This window comes from Sorangium sp. So ce124 (assembly GCF_051525235.1).
GTDB classification, from domain to species: domain Bacteria; phylum Myxococcota_A; class Polyangia; order Polyangiales; family Polyangiaceae; genus Sorangium; species Sorangium atrum.
In genome coordinates, this window is record NZ_CP150312.1 from 2445877 (window position 1) to 2463803 (window position 17927).

9 protein-coding genes are annotated in these 17927 nt (G+C 72.6%); 3 read left to right on the top strand and 6 right to left on the bottom strand.

What is annotated here, in order from left to right; all coding sequences use genetic code 11:
- Nucleotides 1–656: 656 nt before the first annotated feature.
- The gene (locus WMF19_RS09305; protein WP_437898763.1) at nucleotides 657–941 is read left to right on the top strand and encodes a hypothetical protein; all 285 of its coding nucleotides are present in this window, start codon (nucleotides 657–659) and stop codon (nucleotides 939–941) included.
- A gap of 1198 nt (nucleotides 942–2139) precedes the next feature.
- Here WMF19_RS09305 and WMF19_RS09310 read toward each other — a convergent pair.
- The 6 genes from WMF19_RS09310 to WMF19_RS09335 form a co-directional block, all read right to left on the bottom strand.
- Nucleotides 2140–3180 (bottom strand): PEGA domain-containing protein, encoded by a 1041-nt coding sequence (locus tag WMF19_RS09310; protein WP_437898764.1) that lies wholly within the window; start codon nucleotides 3178–3180, stop codon nucleotides 2140–2142.
- A gap of 11 nt (nucleotides 3181–3191) precedes the next feature.
- The gene (locus WMF19_RS09315) at nucleotides 3192–4952 is read right to left on the bottom strand and encodes a hypothetical protein (RefSeq protein WP_437898765.1); all 1761 of its coding nucleotides are present in this window, start codon (nucleotides 4950–4952) and stop codon (nucleotides 3192–3194) included.
- Nucleotides 4942–5961: a hypothetical protein gene (locus tag WMF19_RS09320; RefSeq protein ID WP_437328399.1), complete on the bottom strand. Its 1020-nt coding sequence runs from the start codon at nucleotides 5959–5961 to the stop codon at nucleotides 4942–4944. Before WMF19_RS09320 ends, WMF19_RS09315 begins: the two co-directional genes overlap by 11 nt.
- Before the next feature lie 266 nt (nucleotides 5962–6227).
- The gene (gene tsaD, locus WMF19_RS09325) at nucleotides 6228–7298 is read right to left on the bottom strand and encodes a tRNA (adenosine(37)-N6)-threonylcarbamoyltransferase complex transferase subunit TsaD (protein WP_437898766.1); all 1071 of its coding nucleotides are present in this window, start codon (nucleotides 7296–7298) and stop codon (nucleotides 6228–6230) included.
- Entirely contained in the window at nucleotides 7286–7876 is a 591-nt protein-coding gene (locus WMF19_RS09330) for a hypothetical protein (protein WP_437898767.1), read from the bottom strand. Before WMF19_RS09330 ends, tsaD begins: the two co-directional genes overlap by 13 nt.
- Nucleotides 7873–12150, bottom strand: coding sequence for a HEAT repeat domain-containing protein (locus tag WMF19_RS09335; protein WP_437898768.1), 4278 nt, complete (start codon nucleotides 12148–12150; stop codon nucleotides 7873–7875). Before WMF19_RS09335 ends, WMF19_RS09330 begins: the two co-directional genes overlap by 4 nt.
- Before the next feature lie 620 nt (nucleotides 12151–12770).
- Between WMF19_RS09335 and WMF19_RS09340 the strand changes: the two genes are divergently transcribed.
- A complete protein-coding gene (locus tag WMF19_RS09340) occupies nucleotides 12771–16769 on the top strand; it encodes a protein kinase domain-containing protein (protein WP_437898769.1) in 3999 nt (1332 codons plus the stop codon).
- 192 nt (nucleotides 16770–16961) lie between these two features.
- Nucleotides 16962–17756, top strand: coding sequence for a hypothetical protein (locus WMF19_RS09345; protein ID WP_437898770.1), 795 nt, complete (start codon nucleotides 16962–16964; stop codon nucleotides 17754–17756).
- Nucleotides 17757–17927: the final 171 nt, after the last annotated feature.

Below are 17927 nucleotides of genomic sequence, written 5' to 3' on the forward strand. Positions count from 1 at the left end.
ACGGCGGCTGCCTTGCTTTGCGGCGATGTCTGCCGGTCCTGCGCCGCCGCAGGCGACGCGCAGAGGACGCCGAGAAGAAGGCATACTCCTGTCGACCCGTACCTCATCGTCTCCTCCAGCTCAGGCAGCACTCCTGTAGATGCCGAGGTCGTGCACCGGCACGCTCCAAGCGAGTCGAAGGATCATCGTTGATGGATCCAGGGATCGATGCTGGTACGTCACGCAAGGGGATGTAAGGTAGATGATCATTGGCCATGCACATCGGCGCGCTCGGCGCAGCATGATGGCGAGGTTCGCGGGACTATGTAACGGCCCCCCAGAACCAAGGCCGCGATGCCCTTCCTGGCGAGGGCGTGTCGTCGTTCGAGGTTCGCGATCGAAGCATTGCCGCACGCCCTGCCTGGTTCGAAGGTCGAACTGGCCCGCCGAATTCAATTGTCCGGGTGCGACGGAGAGGTTGCCGAACAAGCTTCATTCTTGGCGAAATCCCAGCACTCTTGGACGCGGCCGTCTTTGCCTGGTGCACCATCGCTCTGAGTGGCGCTTGCTTGTGGGCCGCCCATGCCGCCCTTACCGTGATTGCCAGGGGTGAACGGACGTGGATGGAGTATTTGCAACTCCCCGCCACGCAAGGCGACGCCGATGGAGTGACCTCCATGGCCACCGCCGCCCGGGCCGCCGTCTCCGCCTTTACCGCCGCCACCACCCGGGCAGCTCTCTTTGACAGCCGCAGTACCGTCGCCGTCCCCTTCTCTGCCGCCCACACTCCTCTTGCCGCCTGCTTCGCCTACCCCGCCCATGCCGCCGTCCCCGCCATCACCGGCAATCAGCTCGACATCGTCGAGGGTGATCGATGCATCGACAGCGATCAACGCGACGCTGGAGCCCCCGCTATGTCCGCCGGGGCCCCCTCGACCCCCGCAGCCCCCGCTACCGCCTGAACCGCCGCTGGCTCCACCCACCGCAACCCTCGAGCCCTGGCAGCTTGCATTTCCACCCATTGCACCGCCGCCGCCGCCACCACCTCGCCCCGGCTCGCCTGGGCCACCTGGGTTTGCGAGAGCCACTTTGTAGCCCTCCGCGCCGATGGATCCCAGGCCATCAGAAGACGGGGCCGAGGCCCCGGGGGGGCCATCGGCGCCGCTCATACCCATGGTGCATGAAGAAGAATTCGTCAATTGGCCGTTGCCGCCTGGCCCGGCGGGGGCTTCTGATGTGCTCGGCGTGCCAGGTTCCCCAGACCCTGCGGCTGAGAACGTGGGGGTGCCGAGAGGGTCTGAGACGGCACCGCTATCGCCCCCTTTCCCGCCCGCAGATTGTACGTCCCCGCAACGTGTGATTGGACCTGCTGGTCCCTTCCGCCCACCTCCGGAGGTGCACGCCGAACCACCCGGAACGCCGTCAATACCGGCGAGCGGAGCGTCGGCCTTGGGCAGGATCCCCGCCGCACCGCTCGTGGCATTCGATGCCTTGAGCGTGGCGTTGACGATGTAGACCGTCCCGCCGTTCGCCAGTAGCGCAATCGATGACTTCCCCGACTTGTTGGCGTCCGGTTCGGTGTCGTCCGGTTCGGTGGCCTCCCCGGCGATGACATTGAGGTTCTCCAGCCGGTTCGCGCCTCCGTTCAGCTTGAGGGCAATGGCGTCTTCCCCTCCCTGGAGCGTCGCCCGTGTCTCGGGTGACCATGTCCAGGCTCCGTCGCAGGCCGTGAAGCCGCCGTATATCTTCACTCCGTCAGTGAAGGTCACGCCGGCCTGCTCAGTATACGCCTCTCCCATCTCGCCGCAGACATAGACCCGCTTCGGTCGCTTCGCGGCGGCCTCGTCGAACGTCTGGAACGGTCGCTCCTTGCTCCCAGTTCCACCGGCGATAGCGCTCGACCTCACGAAGACTCCACAGGACCCATCGGGCGACAAGTTCTTGTCCGTGAGGTCACAGTTCTTCGCCGGGTCGGGTTGGCCACCCGTACCACTTCCGGTGGTGGTGCAGCCAGCAGGGCCTTCGCAACCCTCGGCTGGCTCATAGCGGTCCACGCATCCGACGGACTGGGCGCCCATGACTGCTACCGCCAGAAAGAGCACAGCAGCGAGATGGGCACGATGACGCATTCTGAATCTCCTCTGTTCCACGGACCCCAGCTCAGAACGTTCCGCTGATCAGGAGCCCGGAAGCCCCTGTTCCCAGGAGTGGCACCACCTGTACGGTTGGACGCGATTCGGCCGGCTTCAACGTCACGAGCCCGTAAACAAGGGTGCCAGCGCCGATGGCTCCGCCCGTGACGAAGCTCCAGAACGCCGCATTCGTCAAATCGACCTTGGCGAGGACCGTGTCCTTCAGGTCTGCGCATTTCGACCGGTTGATGTCAGGGCACAAGGCGAACCCGTCGCCTTCCGTGACCAATTCTTGCCTCATCTGCTCGGCGTCCCCCGCCCGCCCATTGGCCAGCACCGTGAGCACCACGCCCGTCGCTACACCCACGCCGGCCGCGATCCCACCGCCCACGAGCACCGCCGTCCGCACCTTGCCGCGCGGCATTTCCAATCTCGGAAGAATCGGCGCGTGAACGCTCCCTCCGATCTGGGCGGCCGGCGCCCGCTCCAGCTGCACCACCACCGTCTCCGCACGGCCCGCCACTGCCGCGAAGGGACGCGTCGCAGGCGCGTACCCCTCGAGCTTCGCCCCGATCTCGTGCTCGCCCGGTGCCAAGAACACCCGATCCACGAGCGGCGCCTTGCCCACGACCGCCCCGTCGACCGTCACCTCCGCCCCTGCCGGCGTCACCTGCACCGTCACGGATGCGACCTTCGCGAGCGCCTCCTTCAGCGACGCCTCGGCGTTCTGCCGCTCGTTCACCTTGGTTGCCGGCGCCTCGCGCAGATACCGCGTCAGGTACTCCGCTGCGTCGCGGTGCTTGCCCAGCTTGAGGCACGCGACCCCCAGATTCGACGCGATCTGGTAATGTGGCTTGATCGCCCACGCCGCGAGGAACGACGCGTGTGCATCGGCCCATTTCCCCGCCGCCGCCGCCTGTCTACCCTCTTCGTAGAGCTGTCGCGCCTTGTCCGTCAGCGCGTCGGTCTCGCCGGCGGCGGCCGCGGTGGCCGGCTGCTGCGCGCCCGCCGCCTGCGCCGTCAACGCCACGGCCACGCTCAAGCTCCACAGCAGCGGTCGCTTCCTCATCGTCGGAGTCATCAGAACTCAGGCTTCCCTTCGGGGAGAGGCGGCACGGCATTGCTCGACGGCGGCACCTTACCCCCTCTGGGCTTCGGTTCAAAGCGCCCGGTCGCGGCCCCACCGACCTTGGTGTTCCTGGTCCGCCCCGACGGCTGCGTCTTCGGCTGCGGCTCACCCTGCTGCGGCTGCTCCTGCCCCGCCTGCGGCTTCGCCGTCGCCTCCGGTTGCGCCGTCGTGGCGGGCGACCCCGTCGTCGCAGCGCCAGCCTCAGCGCTCGGCCCCGGCGCCGCCGCGCTCCCCGCAGGCAGCGCCACGCCCGGCCCCGTCGCCTCCGGCGCTGCAGTCCCTCCTCCGGGCGCCCCCTGCGATACCAGCACCGCGACCATGCCCGCCACGGCCACGAAGCCGAGCCCCGCGACGGCCCAGATCCACGTCCGCGACGACGCCGGCTTCTCCACGATGACCGGGATATCGTCGCGCTCCTCCCCGCCGACGCTCGACAGCGGCGCCGCCGCCGGCGCGCTCCACGCCCCGCCGCTCGCCGCCCGTCCCGCAACGCCGCCCGCCGCCCGCGCCGGAACGGCGTTCCCCGGGCCCGCCTGTCCCATCCGCACGGGCCCCGTGCCCCCGGCCTCGCCCCCCGCCGTCAGCGCCGCGCTCCCGAGCAGCTTCTCCGAATCGATGACCAGCGTCCCCTTCGGCCCGACCTGCTGCGACGCCGGCCCCGCCCCGACGCCCTTCTGCGACGGCGGCATCGACCCCGGCGCCCGCCGCTCCTGCAGCGCCACCCCCGGCATCGCGCCCGCCACGCCAAGCGGCCCCGTCCCGCCCTGCTGCGCCGCCAACCGCTCGCGCCATCCGCCGCCGAACTGCGGCTTCTCCTCCACCTCGCCCTGCGGCCGCGCCCCGAACATCCCCCGCGCGATCTCCGCCTCGTCCTCCGCGACCTCCTCGATCCGGATCAGCACCCCGTGCCGATCCTCCATCGTGACGTCGCGCTCCCGCACGAACCGCACCGAGACCCCGCCCGGGATATCCGCCTCCCGCCCGCTCGTGATCGACGTCCACTTGATGTTCGACCGGTACAGCACCGTCGCGATCTTCGCCGCCGCGAGCGCGATCGACCCGAAGGGCTCATCCGGCTTGTGGACGATCACCACCCGCTTCGGCTGCGCCCCCTCGTCCGCCACCCAGTCCCACGTCGCGCCGCTCCGCCGGAGATACGGCAGATCGCCGAACTCCTCGACATACCGCTCCAGCACGTGCGCCACCCGCTCCGGCGCCTCCCGCACCGCACTCACGTACTCGCGATAGAACATGCCCGCCGACGAGTTGACCTCCGTCGCGTTCATCACGTGCCGGTAAAACGTCGCCGCTGCCTCGAGCAGCGTCGTATACCCGAGGTCCCTGTCCACCGCGACGATCCCGTGCGCGAACGGCGGGTTCCCCCGCCCGGCGTGGTCGACCGCCCCGCCGATCCGGAAGCCGAAGATGAGCCCCATCGCCCCGTGGCCAGGCTCGTGCTGCGTGTCATCCCTCGACAGGTTGCCGATCGCGAACGCGTGCGTCGCCCCCGTCGCAGGCTCGATGTACTTCATCAGCCGCGCGAGGTGGCTGAACTGCGTCGTCGTGAGGGGCCCTTGCGGCACCTCCGGGCAGTACATGAAGTCGATCTGGTGCCCCGGGATGTTCCCGTGCAGCACGTGGTACCACGCCGCGTCCGCCGGCGCGCGGTACCGCGGGATCACATACCCCGAAGCGCCCTCGCTACCGTACATTGGGCCTGACCTGCTGCGGCACCGGCGGGGCAGGGAGCGCCGCGGTCCGCGACAACGCCGAATGCCCGCTGATGTCCTGCTTCATCCGCTGCAGGAGCTGAGGATCATACGCGTTCTTCGGGAGGATCTTCTCCACGAAGTGCGAGAACAGGTGATGTGTGCTGTGCCCGTAGCTCGCCGACCCGACGAGCACGCGAATGTCGATGTTGTTCTTGTACCGCTCCAGGCTGTCGATGAGCGACTTGTAATAGCCGCGCGCCTCCCGCTCCACCTCGGCCGGCGTCCCGGAGAGGACATCGGACTTGTTGATGAAGAGCACGACCGCCTTGCACGAGGCCAGCGTCTTCGGGCTGAAGAAGAACTGCAGCGACTGCGGCTGAAACTCCCGGAGCTGCTCCTGGATTCTCGCCGGCTCGATCTTCTGACCGTCCTTGCCCGCCAGATCCACGACCATCAGGAGCCCATGGATCTCCTCCATGATGAGCTCCTGCTGCGCGTCCACGATGTGCTCGCCGCCCCAGTCGCCGATCTCGAACACGTGCTCTGTCAGCACCTCTTTCGTGAGGACGTGGCTGACAGTCCGCTCGTAACGCTCGATCTTCGTCCCCTGCAGCGTGCCCAGATCCACGAGGGGATTCGCCCACTTGAGCGTGAGCGACGTCTTGCCGGTCCACTTGATGCCGAGCGTCAGGATCTTGTACCGCTTCTGCGTGATCTTCGGCCGGCTCTCGAGCTCGCTCTTGTACCAGTCGATCTCCTTCTGCTGGGCATCGAGCCAGTCGACCTTCTGGCGATCGTCGTTCCTCGCGAGCTCGAGCGCCTGCTGGAGCTGCCCGTACTGCGCCCTCATCTGATCGAGCTGGCCCTTGGCCTGCCGGAGCGCCTCGATGTGCTGGTTCGCGTCCTGGAGCTGCCGCTTCAGCTGCGTGGCCTGCATCAGCAGGAACACGGCGCCTGCGCCGCACGCCACCGCGATCAACCCGAGCACTATCGGTAGAACAACCTGCATGGCTTACAATCCTCGCGCCCCGCCGGGCGGGCTATCCCACCCTTGTCCTGTCCCGCGCGGCCGGAAGAACGGCGAGCGCGGGCCGGCCTGGATCCTGAGAACGCATCAGACCACGGCTCGCCGCAGCGTACAAGTCCGAGGTAATCCCCAGCACGAGCCATGACTTCATCGTCCGCCATCGTCCGCCATCGGACGTCATGTCCCCACGCGCACAGGACCCGCGTCCTCCGCGCCCTCGCGCCGCTCCCGCTACGGGCCTGTCCCGATCACCTCGCGCCACCGCCCTTGCGGGTCACCCGCGGCAGCGCCGTCCTCGTCTCGGGCGCGAGATCCAGCGTGTCCCGCTCCCCGGCCGCGAGCCGCAGCGCGCCCGCATACGCGATCATCGCCCCGTTGTCCGTGCAGCTCGCGAGCGGCGGCACGAACAGCGCGAGGCCCCGCCGCTCGCACGCCGCGGCCATCTTCGCGCGGAGCCCCTGGTTCGCCGCGACGCCGCCGCCGAGGACCACCCGCCCGATCCCCTCGGCCCGGGCGGCCCGCACGGTCTTCTGCACGAGCGCGTCGACCACCGCCCCCTGGAACGCCGCGCACAGGTCGCGGAGCGCCTGCCCCTCCGGCCGCCCCCGCTTCGCCACGTGCCGCGCGACCGCGCTCTTGATGCCCGAGAAGCTGAACTCCAGCGACTCCTTGCGCGCCATCAGCGCCGGCACCGCGTCCGCCGCGGCCGCCGCGTCTCCCCCGGCCGCGAGCCGATCGACCACCGGCCCGCCCGGATACCCGAGGCCGAGCAGCTTCGCCACCTTGTCGAACGCCTCGCCCGCCGCGTCGTCGCGCGTCGCGCCGAGCTCCCGGATCGCGCCGATCGCAGGGCCGTCCACCCGGTAGATCGCCGTGTGCCCGCCCGAGGCGAGCAGCGCCACGTACGGGAACGACGGCCGCTCATGCTCGTCGACGAGAGGCGCGCCGCCCCGCCGCAGGAACACCGCGAGCAGGTGCCCCACGAGGTGATCGACGCCCACGAGCGGCTTGCCCGCGGCCCACGCGAGCCCCTTCGCGGCCTGCAGGCCGACGAGCAATGCCCCGGCGAGCCCCGGCCGCGACGTCACCGCCACGCCGTCGAGATCCGCCGCCGAGATGCCCGCGCGCGAGAGCGCCTCGCGCACCACCGGGACCACCGCGCGCGCGTGATCGCGCGCCGCGACCTCCGGCACGACGCCCCCGTAAGGCGCGTGCAGCGCCACCTGGCTGCGCACGACGTCGGAGAGGACGTCGCCTCCCTCGGTGACCACCGCCGCCGCCGTCTCATCACACGATGTCTCGATCCCTAGAACCCGCATGTCCCTGTCCGCCGCGTCAGCCTGAAATTGCCAAACACCTGCCGCTGCCCCGCCGCTTCTGCCTCGCCCGACGCGAGCGGCGCCCGGCCCGGCCGGAGCAGGCGCACCTCGACCGACTCGTCCGTGCGCAGCGATAGCACCGCGAGCAGCGGCTCCGCCTCTGGCTCCGACGCGTCGACCGCGTAGATCGCGTTGCGCTCCCGGCCCTCCCCGAACTCCAGCCGCGACAGCGGATCGTGGGCGAGCGCGCCGATCGGCCGCAGCGGCGCGCCGTCGAGGAGGCGCCGCTCGGCCGTGGCCCCGTCGGGCGCCTCGTAGGTCCACAGCGCGCCCGGCGGCTCCGGCCCGTCGAGCCCGTCCGCGTCGAGCGTGAGCCGCATCTGCACCCGAGGGCTCAGGCCGGCGCGGAACGCGCCTCCCAGCGTGATCGCGCCGCAGTACGCCTCCCCGTCGGCCGTCGAGAACCGGCTCAGGTCGTCGCAGCCGGCCGCCCCGCCGGCGCTCATCGCGCCGGCGAGGGCTAGCGGCGCGAGCCGCAGCGCGACGCGCCGCGGCCCGGGCGGAGCGGCGCGGCTCAAGGCGCGGCGCTCCGCATCAGCTCGGCCGCGGTCTGGCGGACGCGCGGCTCGGGATCGCTCGCCGCGAGCTGCCGGAGCACCGGCGCCGCCGCCGCGCGGTCCGCGGAGGCCAGGGCGCGGGCCGCCGCCTCGCGCACCAGGGCATACGCGTCGGCGCGGGCCGCCTCGCGGAGCGTCTCCGCGACCTGACTCGGCCTGCCGCCGCCCGCGCCCCCGCCCGGCGCGCCGAGCCGACCCAGCGCCTCCGCCGCGCGCACGCGCAGCGGCCAGCTCGACGAGGACCGCAGGAGCTCCGAGACGGCCGCGATCGTCGGCCCGTGCCGGACCGCGCCGAGCGCCGAGAGCGCCGCGCGCCGCACGCTCTCCTCGGGATCGCCGAGCGCGTCGACCACAGCGGCCTGCGCCTCCGGCTCGGGCCGGGTCGCGAGCAGCTCGACCGCGCGCGTGCGCACCTCGATCGCCGGGTGCCGCACGAGCGCCACGAACCCGCTCACCACCGCCGCGGCGATCCCCTCCACGGCGGCCTCCACCTGCCGCCTCGGCTCCGGGGCGAGCGCCGCGCGCCCGTCCGTGAAGGGCGCGAGCCCGAGCGCCGCGCCGCCCACGCCGGCGCCGCGATCGCCGCCCGACACGGCCGCGCCGCGCGACAGGATCGCGTCCGCGACGACCAGGGCCCGCTCGGGCGACGTCGCGACCGCGGCGACCGCAGCCTTCTGCAGCGCCGGGCCGAGCGCAACGAGCGCCGCCGCGCGATCCTCCGGGCCGGGCGGATCGGGGTCGAGCCCCGCGAGCGCGTCCTTCACCGTCAGCGCGCCGTCCGGCACCGGCAGCGGCTCACGCGTGCGCGGGTACGCGCGCCGCGTGAGCGCGACCGCCGCCGACACCGCGGCGGCGCGCAGGCCCTCGTCGGACGAGAACGCGCCGGCCGCGATCGCCTGCGCGGCCCCGCCCGCGGCGACCGCCTCGGCCTCGCCGGCGCCGCCGCCGCCGGGTCCCGCGCTGCCGCCGCCGAGCCGCGCGAGCGTGATCAGCGCCGCGCGGCGCAGCTCCGGCTCGCTCGAGTCGGCGAGCGACATGAACAGCGCGGGCCCCTCGCCGCCGCCCCCGAGCTCGCCCAGCGCGCGCACCGCGGCCGCGCGCGGCATGGATCCGGCCTCGGGCGCCCTCGCGACCGCGGACAGCGCCGCCGCGTGCTTCCGGTCGTGCGTCAGCCCGAGGCCGAGCGCCGCGAGCGCCCGCACCTCCGGCGCCGGCGACGACAGGAGCCGCGCGAGCAGCGCCTCCGCCTTCGCCGCCGGCCGCCCGCCGCCCGCCGCGAGCCGCGCCACGCCCCAGGTCGCGGCGACCGCGACCGCGTCGTTCGGCAGCACGCTCGCGGCCGCGTCGCGCGGCGCGAGCATCTGCTCGTAGCGCTCCAGCATGGCCGGGTCGCGCAGCGCGCCGCACGCGATCATCGCGCGGGCGCGCAGGCCCTTGTCCGCCTGGCCGATCGCGAAGTTGTAGAGCGCCGGCCCGGCGCCCTTGTTCTCGACGTAGGCCAGCACCTCGATCGCGACCTTCTGCTGCGACTCCTTCTCGTCCGCGAGCGCGTCGAGCAGCGGCTTCACGGCGCGGGCGCCGATCTTCGCGAGCTCCGCGCGCGCCGCCGCGCCCCCCGCGCGGCCCTCGCCGCGGACCTTCTGCATCAGCGGGAAGGTCATCGCGCCGTAGAGCTCCACGAGCAGCCGCCGGTAGAGCGGCTTCTGCGGGTTGCCGACCGCGACCGGCAGGAGCTCGCGCTCGAGCACCTCGAGCGAGCCCCGGCCGAGGTTCACCTGCATCGACATCCGCGCCGCGCGCGCGACGAGCTCCTCGTCGTTCGACGCCCGCACCACCCGGCGGAAGAGCCGGTCGGCCTCCTCGGCCTGCCCCGCGGTGAGCAGCAGCTCGGCGAGGTCGAAGTACACGGGGAACAGCCGGTCGTTCTTCGCGAGCGCCTGCCGGTACTCGGCGATCGCGCGCGGGAAGTCCTGCCGCCGGCGGTACATGTCGCCGAGCTTCTGGTGGCCGCTCGCGTCCTCGGGCGACAGCTCGACGGCCCGCGCGGCGTACCGGATCGCGTCGTCGTCGCGGTACAGCTCCGCGGCGTACTGCGCCATGCGCTGGTAGAACTCGCGGGCCCGCTTCGGGTTCACCTCGACGAGCTTGCCCAGCACGTCGATCGCGCCGAGGAGGTTCTGCTGGAGCACGAGCACGCGCTCCAGCGCGAGGAGCGAGTCCTCGTCCCCCGGCGCCGCCTGGACGAGCCTCCGGAGCGTGGCCTCGGCGTCGGGCAGCCGGTGCAGCTTGCGCTGCACCTCCGCGAGCAGCCGCCCCGCCTCCAGGTCGGGCGGGGTCGCGTTGAAGCGCGCGCCGAGCGGCGCGACGCGGCTCGGCAGCTCGTGGGTGAGCGACCAGAGGCTGACGATGTGGGTGCGCGCCTCGCGCGCGAGCAGCTTGTCGTTGCCCGCCCCGGCGAGCAGCTGCTCCCAGAGCTCGCGCGCCTCGGTGTAGCGCGGCCCCGCGTTGCCGAGCGCGCTCGCGGTGCGCTCCAGCGCGATCGCGAGCGCCTTCTTGTAGCGGCTGTTCGCGGGCTCGAGCTGCGCGGCCTCCCGGAGCGCGGCGAGCGCCTCCGCCACCATGTCGTGGTCGAGGTACACCTCGCCGAGCGTGGCCGCGGCGCGCGCCCGGCTCGGCACGACCTGCTTGATGCGCGCCCACGTCTCCAGCGCCTTCTTCTTGTCGCCGGCCTGGAAGTACCGGTCGCCCAGGTCGACGAGGTGGCTCGGATCGCCGCCCGCGGCCCCGGCGAGCCGCTGGAGCACCTTGAGGGCCCGGTCCTTCTCCTCCACCCGCTCGTAGAAATCGGCGACGGCCGCGAGCGTCTCGGCCTCGTCCGCGACGCGCCCCTCGAGCTGGGTGAGCAGCGCGAGCGCCTTGGGCCGGTCGCCCCGCTGGATGAGCGTCTCGCACAGCTCGAAGACGAAGTCCGCGTTGCCCGGGGCCGCCTTGATCAGGAGCTCGTACTCGCGGATCGCGGCGTCGAGCTCGCCGGCGGTCTGGAGCAGGTGGACGAGCCGGAGCCGCGTGTCGATGTGCTTGCCGTCGAGCGCGAGGGCCTTCCTGTAGATCCCGATCGCCTTGTCGACGTCGCCGGTCTCCTCGTACAGGGCGCCCAGGGTCGCGAGCCGCTGGAAGTCCTGCCCCTTCTCGGCCTCGAGGATCGCGATGAGCTCCGCGAGCTTGCCCTCGGCGCGGAACGCGTCGGTCATGATGAGCAGGATCTCGGCCCGCACCCCGGCGGCGCTGCCGGCGATGGCGAGCGCCCGCTTCAGCACGGCGAGCGCCTCGTCCATCTTCTTCTGCCTGGCGAGCGACTGCCCGAGATCGCGCAGCGCCGGCGCGAGCGCCCGGTTGTCGCCCGCCGCGGCCTTCACGAGCTCGCGGAACTCGGCCTCGGCGCGCGCGTGGTGCCCGCGCGCGGAGAGCTCGCGCCCGAGCTCGGCCTTCACGAAGAGCGAGCCCTGCGCGTTCTTCACGAGCGCGTCGTGCTGCGCCTTGGCCGCGTCGAAGTCGGAGAGGTCGAGGCAGAGCGCGAGCAGCGTGCGCCGGGTCTGCTCGACGTCCGCGGGGACCTTGAGCAGCGGCAGCGCCTTCTCGTAGTGCGCGCGCGCGCGGGCCTTGTCGCCGCGATCCGCCTCGAGCTGGGCGAGCGCCATCATGGCCGCCGGGTCCCCGGGCCGGTCCGCGATGGCGGCCTCGTACGTCTTGATGGCGTCGTCGTAGCGCCCGTCCTGCTTGTAGACGCCGGCGAGCACGACCTTGGAGGCCCAGGCGTCGGCCCCGGGCTGCGCGGCGCGGCGCTCGAACTCCTCGACGAGCTTCTTCAGGTTCCCGTCGCGCTCGCGGTAGAGCTGGGCGAGGCGCTGGAGCGGGAAGGGCGCGCTCGGCTGGCTCATGACGATGGCCGTGTAGCGAGCGATCAGCGCGTCGCTCGACGGGCCGCCCCGCTTCCCGTCGCCGGTCTCGGCCGGCTCCGGCTTCGCCTGCGCCGGCTTCGCGGGCTGCGGCCGCGCGGCGGGGCCGGGCTTGCCACCGCCGCCGGGCTTGCCGCCGCCGGGCTTGGGGGCCTTCGGCCTGGGCCGCTTGCCGCGGCCGGACGGATCGAAATCCGCGGCCTCGGCGTGCGGGATCGCGAGCGTCGCGGCCGCGGGGATCAGGACCGCGAGGCAGCCGGCCAGAACGTGGGATCGCACCTGGGTAGGGTAGATCGACCGTGCGCGGCGGGCCACGCGGAGCAGCCGCGGCGCCGGAACGGGCGCGATCGGGGCGGCGCGGATGCGGGACCTGCGAGGCCGCTGAGCTCAGCAGACGTCTTTCCAATTCCGGCCGAGCGCTTGACGCGCCGGGGGCGGCCGGGGAAAGACCCTCTCTTACGAGACCACGAGGGAGGGATCCGCAGCGGGCTCCAGGGCCTCTATGCGAAGCACCGCTATCTCCTCGATGAGGGAGCGCTCGAACCTCACGAGCGGTGATGTCCTATCAGGACCCCGCCGGCCGGGAGCCCGAGAAGCTCTGTCACGGTAAGGCTGGTCGACGAGGCCCTCTCCGGCGCCAAGGACGGACCCTCGCAGGGCTGATCGACTCGGGCAGACGTCGGGCACATCGTTGTTCGTTGTGGTGAGGCGCACAACCTTGGATCCGCCCTCGCCGCGCGCTCATCGCGCTGCGGTCCCTGAGGTTGCCTTGCTTACAGCACAATTTGCTGACGGGGAGCGCCGCCGTTCTGGATATCCTCGGTCACTGCGATGGGCTCGTCCGAAGCACCCCACAGGCGAGCGCTGCGGCTCTCTGGGTCGTCTCGGGGGTACCGCTGATGCGCGCTGGTGACATCGTCGCCGACCGCTTCGAGATCGAAGGTCACGCGACCTCCGGCGGCATGGCGCAGATCTTCCGCGCCCGCGATCGGCTCACGGGCGAGCCGGTCGCGCTGAAGCTCCTCCAGCGCACGGGCCCGCAGGAGTCGCACCGCTTCCGCCGGGAGGCGCACGCGCTCGCCGCGCTCCGTCACCCCGGGGTCGTCGGGTACGTCGCCCACGGCACGACCGAGGGCGGCGATCTCTACCTCGCGATGCAGTGGCTCTCGGGCGAGACCCTCGCCGAGCGCTTGCTCCGCGAGCCGCTCACCGTCCCCGAGAGCCTCTCGCTCGGCGTGCGCGTCGCCTCCACGCTTGGCGCCCTCCACCGGCTCGGCGTCGTCCACCGCGACCTCAAGCCAAGCAACCTCCTGCTCGTCGGCGGCTCCGTCGACGAGGTCACCCTGCTCGACTTCGGCGTCGTGCGCGTCGCGGACGCCGGCCAGGAGCTCACCATGCCCGGCGTGATGCTCGGCACCCCCGGCTACATGGCCCCCGAGCAGGCGCGCGGCGAGGTCGCCATCGACGCCCGCGCCGACGTCTTCGCCCTCGGCTGCATCCTCTACCGCTGCCTCACCGGCCGGCCCCCGTTCGTCGGCAACGACGGCCTCTCGGTGCTCGTGAAGGTCCTCCTCGAGGATCCGCCCCGGCTCCGGGAGCTCCGCGGCGAGGTCCCGGCCGCGCTCGACGACCTCGTGACGCGCATGCTCGCCAAGGCCCCGCGCGACCGCCCCCGCGACGGAGCGGCCGTGGCCGCCGAGCTCGGGGCGCTCGGCGATCTCGCGCCTGGCTCGCGGCGCGGCGTCCCCCTGTCCATCGGCGGCCCTACGCCCGAGCTGACGACCGGCGAGCGCCGGATGATCTGCCTCCTCGTCGCCCGCGACGGCGCGCTCGACAGCGACGCCACCCGGTCCGAGGGCGAGGACGCGCTCCGGGTGCGCGCGCTCAGCGCCCTGGCCGAGCGCCACCAGGGCCGCCTCGAGATCATCGAGGCGCGCTCTCCCGTCGTCGTGCTGTCCGGCCTCGTCGCGCCGACCGACCTCGCCGCCCGGGGGGCGCGGTGCGCGCTCGCGATGCAGGTGCTGCTCGGCGGCGCGCCCGTCGCGCTCGTCTCGGGGCGCGCCGAGATCACCGCCCGCTCTCCGATCGGCAAGCTCATCGATCAGGCCGCCGCGCTGCTCGCCGGCGACGAGGCGCGGCTCGGCGTCGTCCGCATCGACGAGGTCACGGCCAGCCTGCTCGGCGCGCGGTTCGATCTCGGGTCGGATCACGCAGGCCACCTCCTGCGCGGCGAGTGCGACGACCTCGAGGCGGTGCCGCGCCTCCTGGGCAAGCCGACGCCGTGCGTGGGCCGCGACCGCGAGCTGTCGCTCCTGGAGGCGACCTTCGTCCAGTGCATCGAGGAGCAGACCCCGTCCGCGGTGCTGGTGACGGCCCCCGCCGGCATGGGCAAATCGCGCTTGCGCGTCGAGCTGCTCCGGCGCCTCCGGGCGCGGGACGAGCCGATGGCGGTCTGGATCGCGCGCGGCGATCCCATGAGCGCCGGCTCTGCCTTCGGCCTCCTGGCGCAGGTGCTCCGCCGCGCGCTCGGCGTCGCCGACGGCGCGCCGGCCGCGGCGGTGCATCGCAAGATCCGCGAGCGCGTCGGTCGCCACGGCGAGCGCGTCGCCCACGTCGCGCCCTTCCTCGGCGAGCTCGTGGGGACGCCCTTCCCGGACGAGGCCAGCGAGGCGCTCAGGGCGGCGCGGCGGAGCTCCGTGCTGATGGGCGATCAGCTGCACCTCGCGTGGGAGGAGTTCCTGCGCGCCGAGTGCGCGGCGCAGCCGGTGCTGCTCGTCCTCGAGGACATGCACTGGGGCGACCTGCCCACGGTGGGCATGATCAACAGCGCCCTCCGCAACCTGCGCGACGCGCCGTTCATGGTGCTGGCGCTCGGCAGGCCCGAGGTGCGCGAGATGTTCCCGAAGCTGTGGGCCGGCCGCGGCCTGCAGGAGATCGAGCTCGCGGGGCTCTCGCGCCGCGCCAGCGAGCGGCTCGCGCGCCAGGCGCTCGGCGGCGCCGTCACCGACGAGATGATCGGCACGCTGGTCGAGCGGGCCGACGGCAACGCCTTCTTCCTGGAAGAGCAGATCCGTGCTGCCGCCGAGGGGCGCGGGGCCGCGCTGCCGGAGACGGTGCTGGCGATGGTGCAGGCACGGCTCGAGGCGCTCGCTCCCGAGGCGCGGCGTGTCCTCCGGGCGGCGAGCGTCTTCGGCCAGAGCTTCCGGCCCGCCGGCGTCGCCGCGCTGCTCGGCGGCGCCGACGCCGAGGTGGCAGACTGGCTCGCCGAGCTCGTCGAGCGCGAGGTGATCGTCCAGAGGCGGCAGCCTGGCCGGGGCGGCGCGCACGGCGAGGGCTTCTCCTCCACGTCGTCCGCGCGCGGGGGGCCCGAGCGCGACGCCTCGCCGGCGCGCCGGGCCGCGGCGCTCGATCCCGGCCCTCCGATCGAGGCGCGCGCGGACGATCCCGAGTACAGCTTCCGGCACGGCCTTGTGCGGGAGGCGGCGTACGGGGCGCTGACGGAGTACGACCGGCGGCTCGGCCACCGGCTTGTGGCCGAGTGGCTCGAAGGGGAGGGGAAGGGCGACGCGGCGGAGCTCGCGGAGCACTTCGAGCGCGGCGCCGAGCCGGGGCGCGCGGCGGCATGGTACCGGCGCGCGGCGGAGCAGGCGCTGCGCGGCAACGATCTCCTCGCCGCGATTCGCCACGCCGAGCGCGGCCTCGCGTGCGGCGCGACCGGGGCAGAGGCGGGCGGGCTGCTCCTCGTCGACGCGGAGGCCCGCGTGTGGCGTGGCGATTTCGCCGTGGCCGAGCAGCGCGCGCTCGAGGCCGTCGCGCTGTTCGAGCCGGGCTCGCCGTCCTGGTACTCCGCCGTGACCTGGGTGGTCATGGCCGCTGGCAAGCAGGGGGCCTTCGATCGCGTGGAGTCCTGGGTGTCGACGGCGCGGGGCGCGTCGCCCCGCGAGGGCGCGCTGACCGGGAGGGACGTCTGCCTCGTCGAGGGGGCCAACTGGCTCGCCTTCGGCGGCCGCTACGCTGTGGCGGACGGGATCATCGAGGCCCTCGAGCGCAGCGGGGAGGAGGAGCGGCCGCTCGACGTCGAGGTGCTCGCCAGGCTCTACGAGGCGCGCGCCATCCGCACCATGACCTCCGGCGATCTCGGCGCCTGCCTCGACGGCATCGAGGCGGCGCTCGCGGTGTTCGAGCGGAGCGGCGATCGCCGCAACGCGTGCTCGCTGCGGGTGAACCTCGGCGCCATCACCATGGAGCTCGGCGACTACGAGGGGGCCGAGGCCGCGCTGCGCGCAGCGCTCCGCGCGGCGGAGCAGATGGAGCTCACGGATCTGGCCGCGTTCGCCCGCAGCAACCTGGGCAACGTGATGATCGCCCGCGGCAACCTCGACGAGGCCCGGCGGGTCGAGGAGGAGGCGATCGCGACGTTCCAGCGGCTGGGCGATCCGAGGGCCGAGGGGATCGCCCGCGCGTACCTCGGGAAGACGGCGCTGCTCGCCGGCGATCTTGGCGCAGCCGAGGCCGAGGCCCGCGCGGCCGCGGAGCTCCTGCAGAACGCGCCGCCGCTGCGCGCGGCGGCGTGGGCCCTCTCCGCGCGGGTCCTGCTCCGGAAGGGCTGTGCCGAGGAGGCGCTCGCGCTCTCCGGCGACGCGCTCTCCCTCCTGGAGTCGCTCGGCGCGGTCGAGGAGGGCGAATCGCTGATCCGGCTCGTGCGGGCCGAGGCGCTCTTCGCGAGCGGCCGGCAGGACGAGGCGCTCGCCGCGATCGCGCAGGCGCGCCACAGCGTGATGTCCCGTGCCGGGCAGATCTCGAATCCTCGCTACCGGGAACAGTTTCTGTCTGCGCTCGACAACGGCGAGACGCTCGCGCTCGCGGCGCAATGGCTCGGCGACCGAGACGCTCCATGAGCTCGCGCTTCGCCGCACGTGGGATTTCCTGCTCGCAGCTCTTCCAGGAGCCGCGCGCCGCCCACGAGCGCGCCTGAACGGCCGTTTCCTCGCCGTTCTCACGACGTCGCCGCAGGTGCGGAATTTTAGGGTTCCTCCGGAAAAGTCGTTGAGGAAATTCCTGATGCGTGTTTCATTTGTGTGGAGGGGGCTATGCAGTACCGTTTCAGACTCGCAATCTTGTTCCTGGGCCTGAGCGCCAACCATCTGCTGGCCTGTGTCGGCGAGGCGGACCCCCTGGAGGGAGACGGGGGCACGGCGGAGCAAGAGGTGGTGACGCGGAACGCGTTCACGAAGACAGCGCTCGTGGAGAGTGCGTTCGCGACAGACACGCTCGCCACGGAAGCGCTCACGGGCAACCCGCTGACGAGCGACGGGCTCGCGAGCAGCAGCGATGTCATGAGCGCGCTGCGGGATCCTCTGGCTCGCGAGTTCTTGACGTACGTGGCGGGCTGCGCGCTCCCGGAGGGGCAATCCGTGCAGGTCTCTCTGGACGGCGAGACGTATACCTTCGAGGGGGACATCGGTCTCGCACTCGAGTGGGGCCGAGCACACGGGAAGTGCAACGCTCACTGTCAAGGCTGGGTCTCGGCCTGCATGCTGGCCAGGATCAACCACCTTGGCGAGAGCGTGCCTATCTCGATGCGTGGCAAGCACAAGGCCCTCGACTCGGATCAAGCGGAGCGAGAGGCCTTTCCGAACCGAGAGGCGGCCTATTTCGGCAACCTCTTCGCGCCGGAGCAGCGCCGGTTCGCGTGCAAGTCGCCCGGCTCGACGCTCATCAGCCGCGTGTGCGGCGGGACGGGCGTCGACACGCAGGGCTGCATCGTCGACGTCCTCGGCGACTGCGACGACATCTGCGGCGCTCCGACGTCGGACGGCAGCTTCCCGAACTGCGTTGGCGGTGGCCATACGACCCCGACGACGGTGACCGTCTTCCGGGAGTAGCGGGTCCTGGTTTCCGCCGCGTGGGCCTCGTCGGTGGCCAGCGCGACTGTCACGGGCTCCTCTCGGGTGTGTTCGCCAACGCGTGATTTTCCGGCAGCAGCAGCCGAGCCGGCTCCTCGACCGCGCCACCGCACGGTTCATCGCCCGCGCCTTGCCACGGGCTGACGCGCT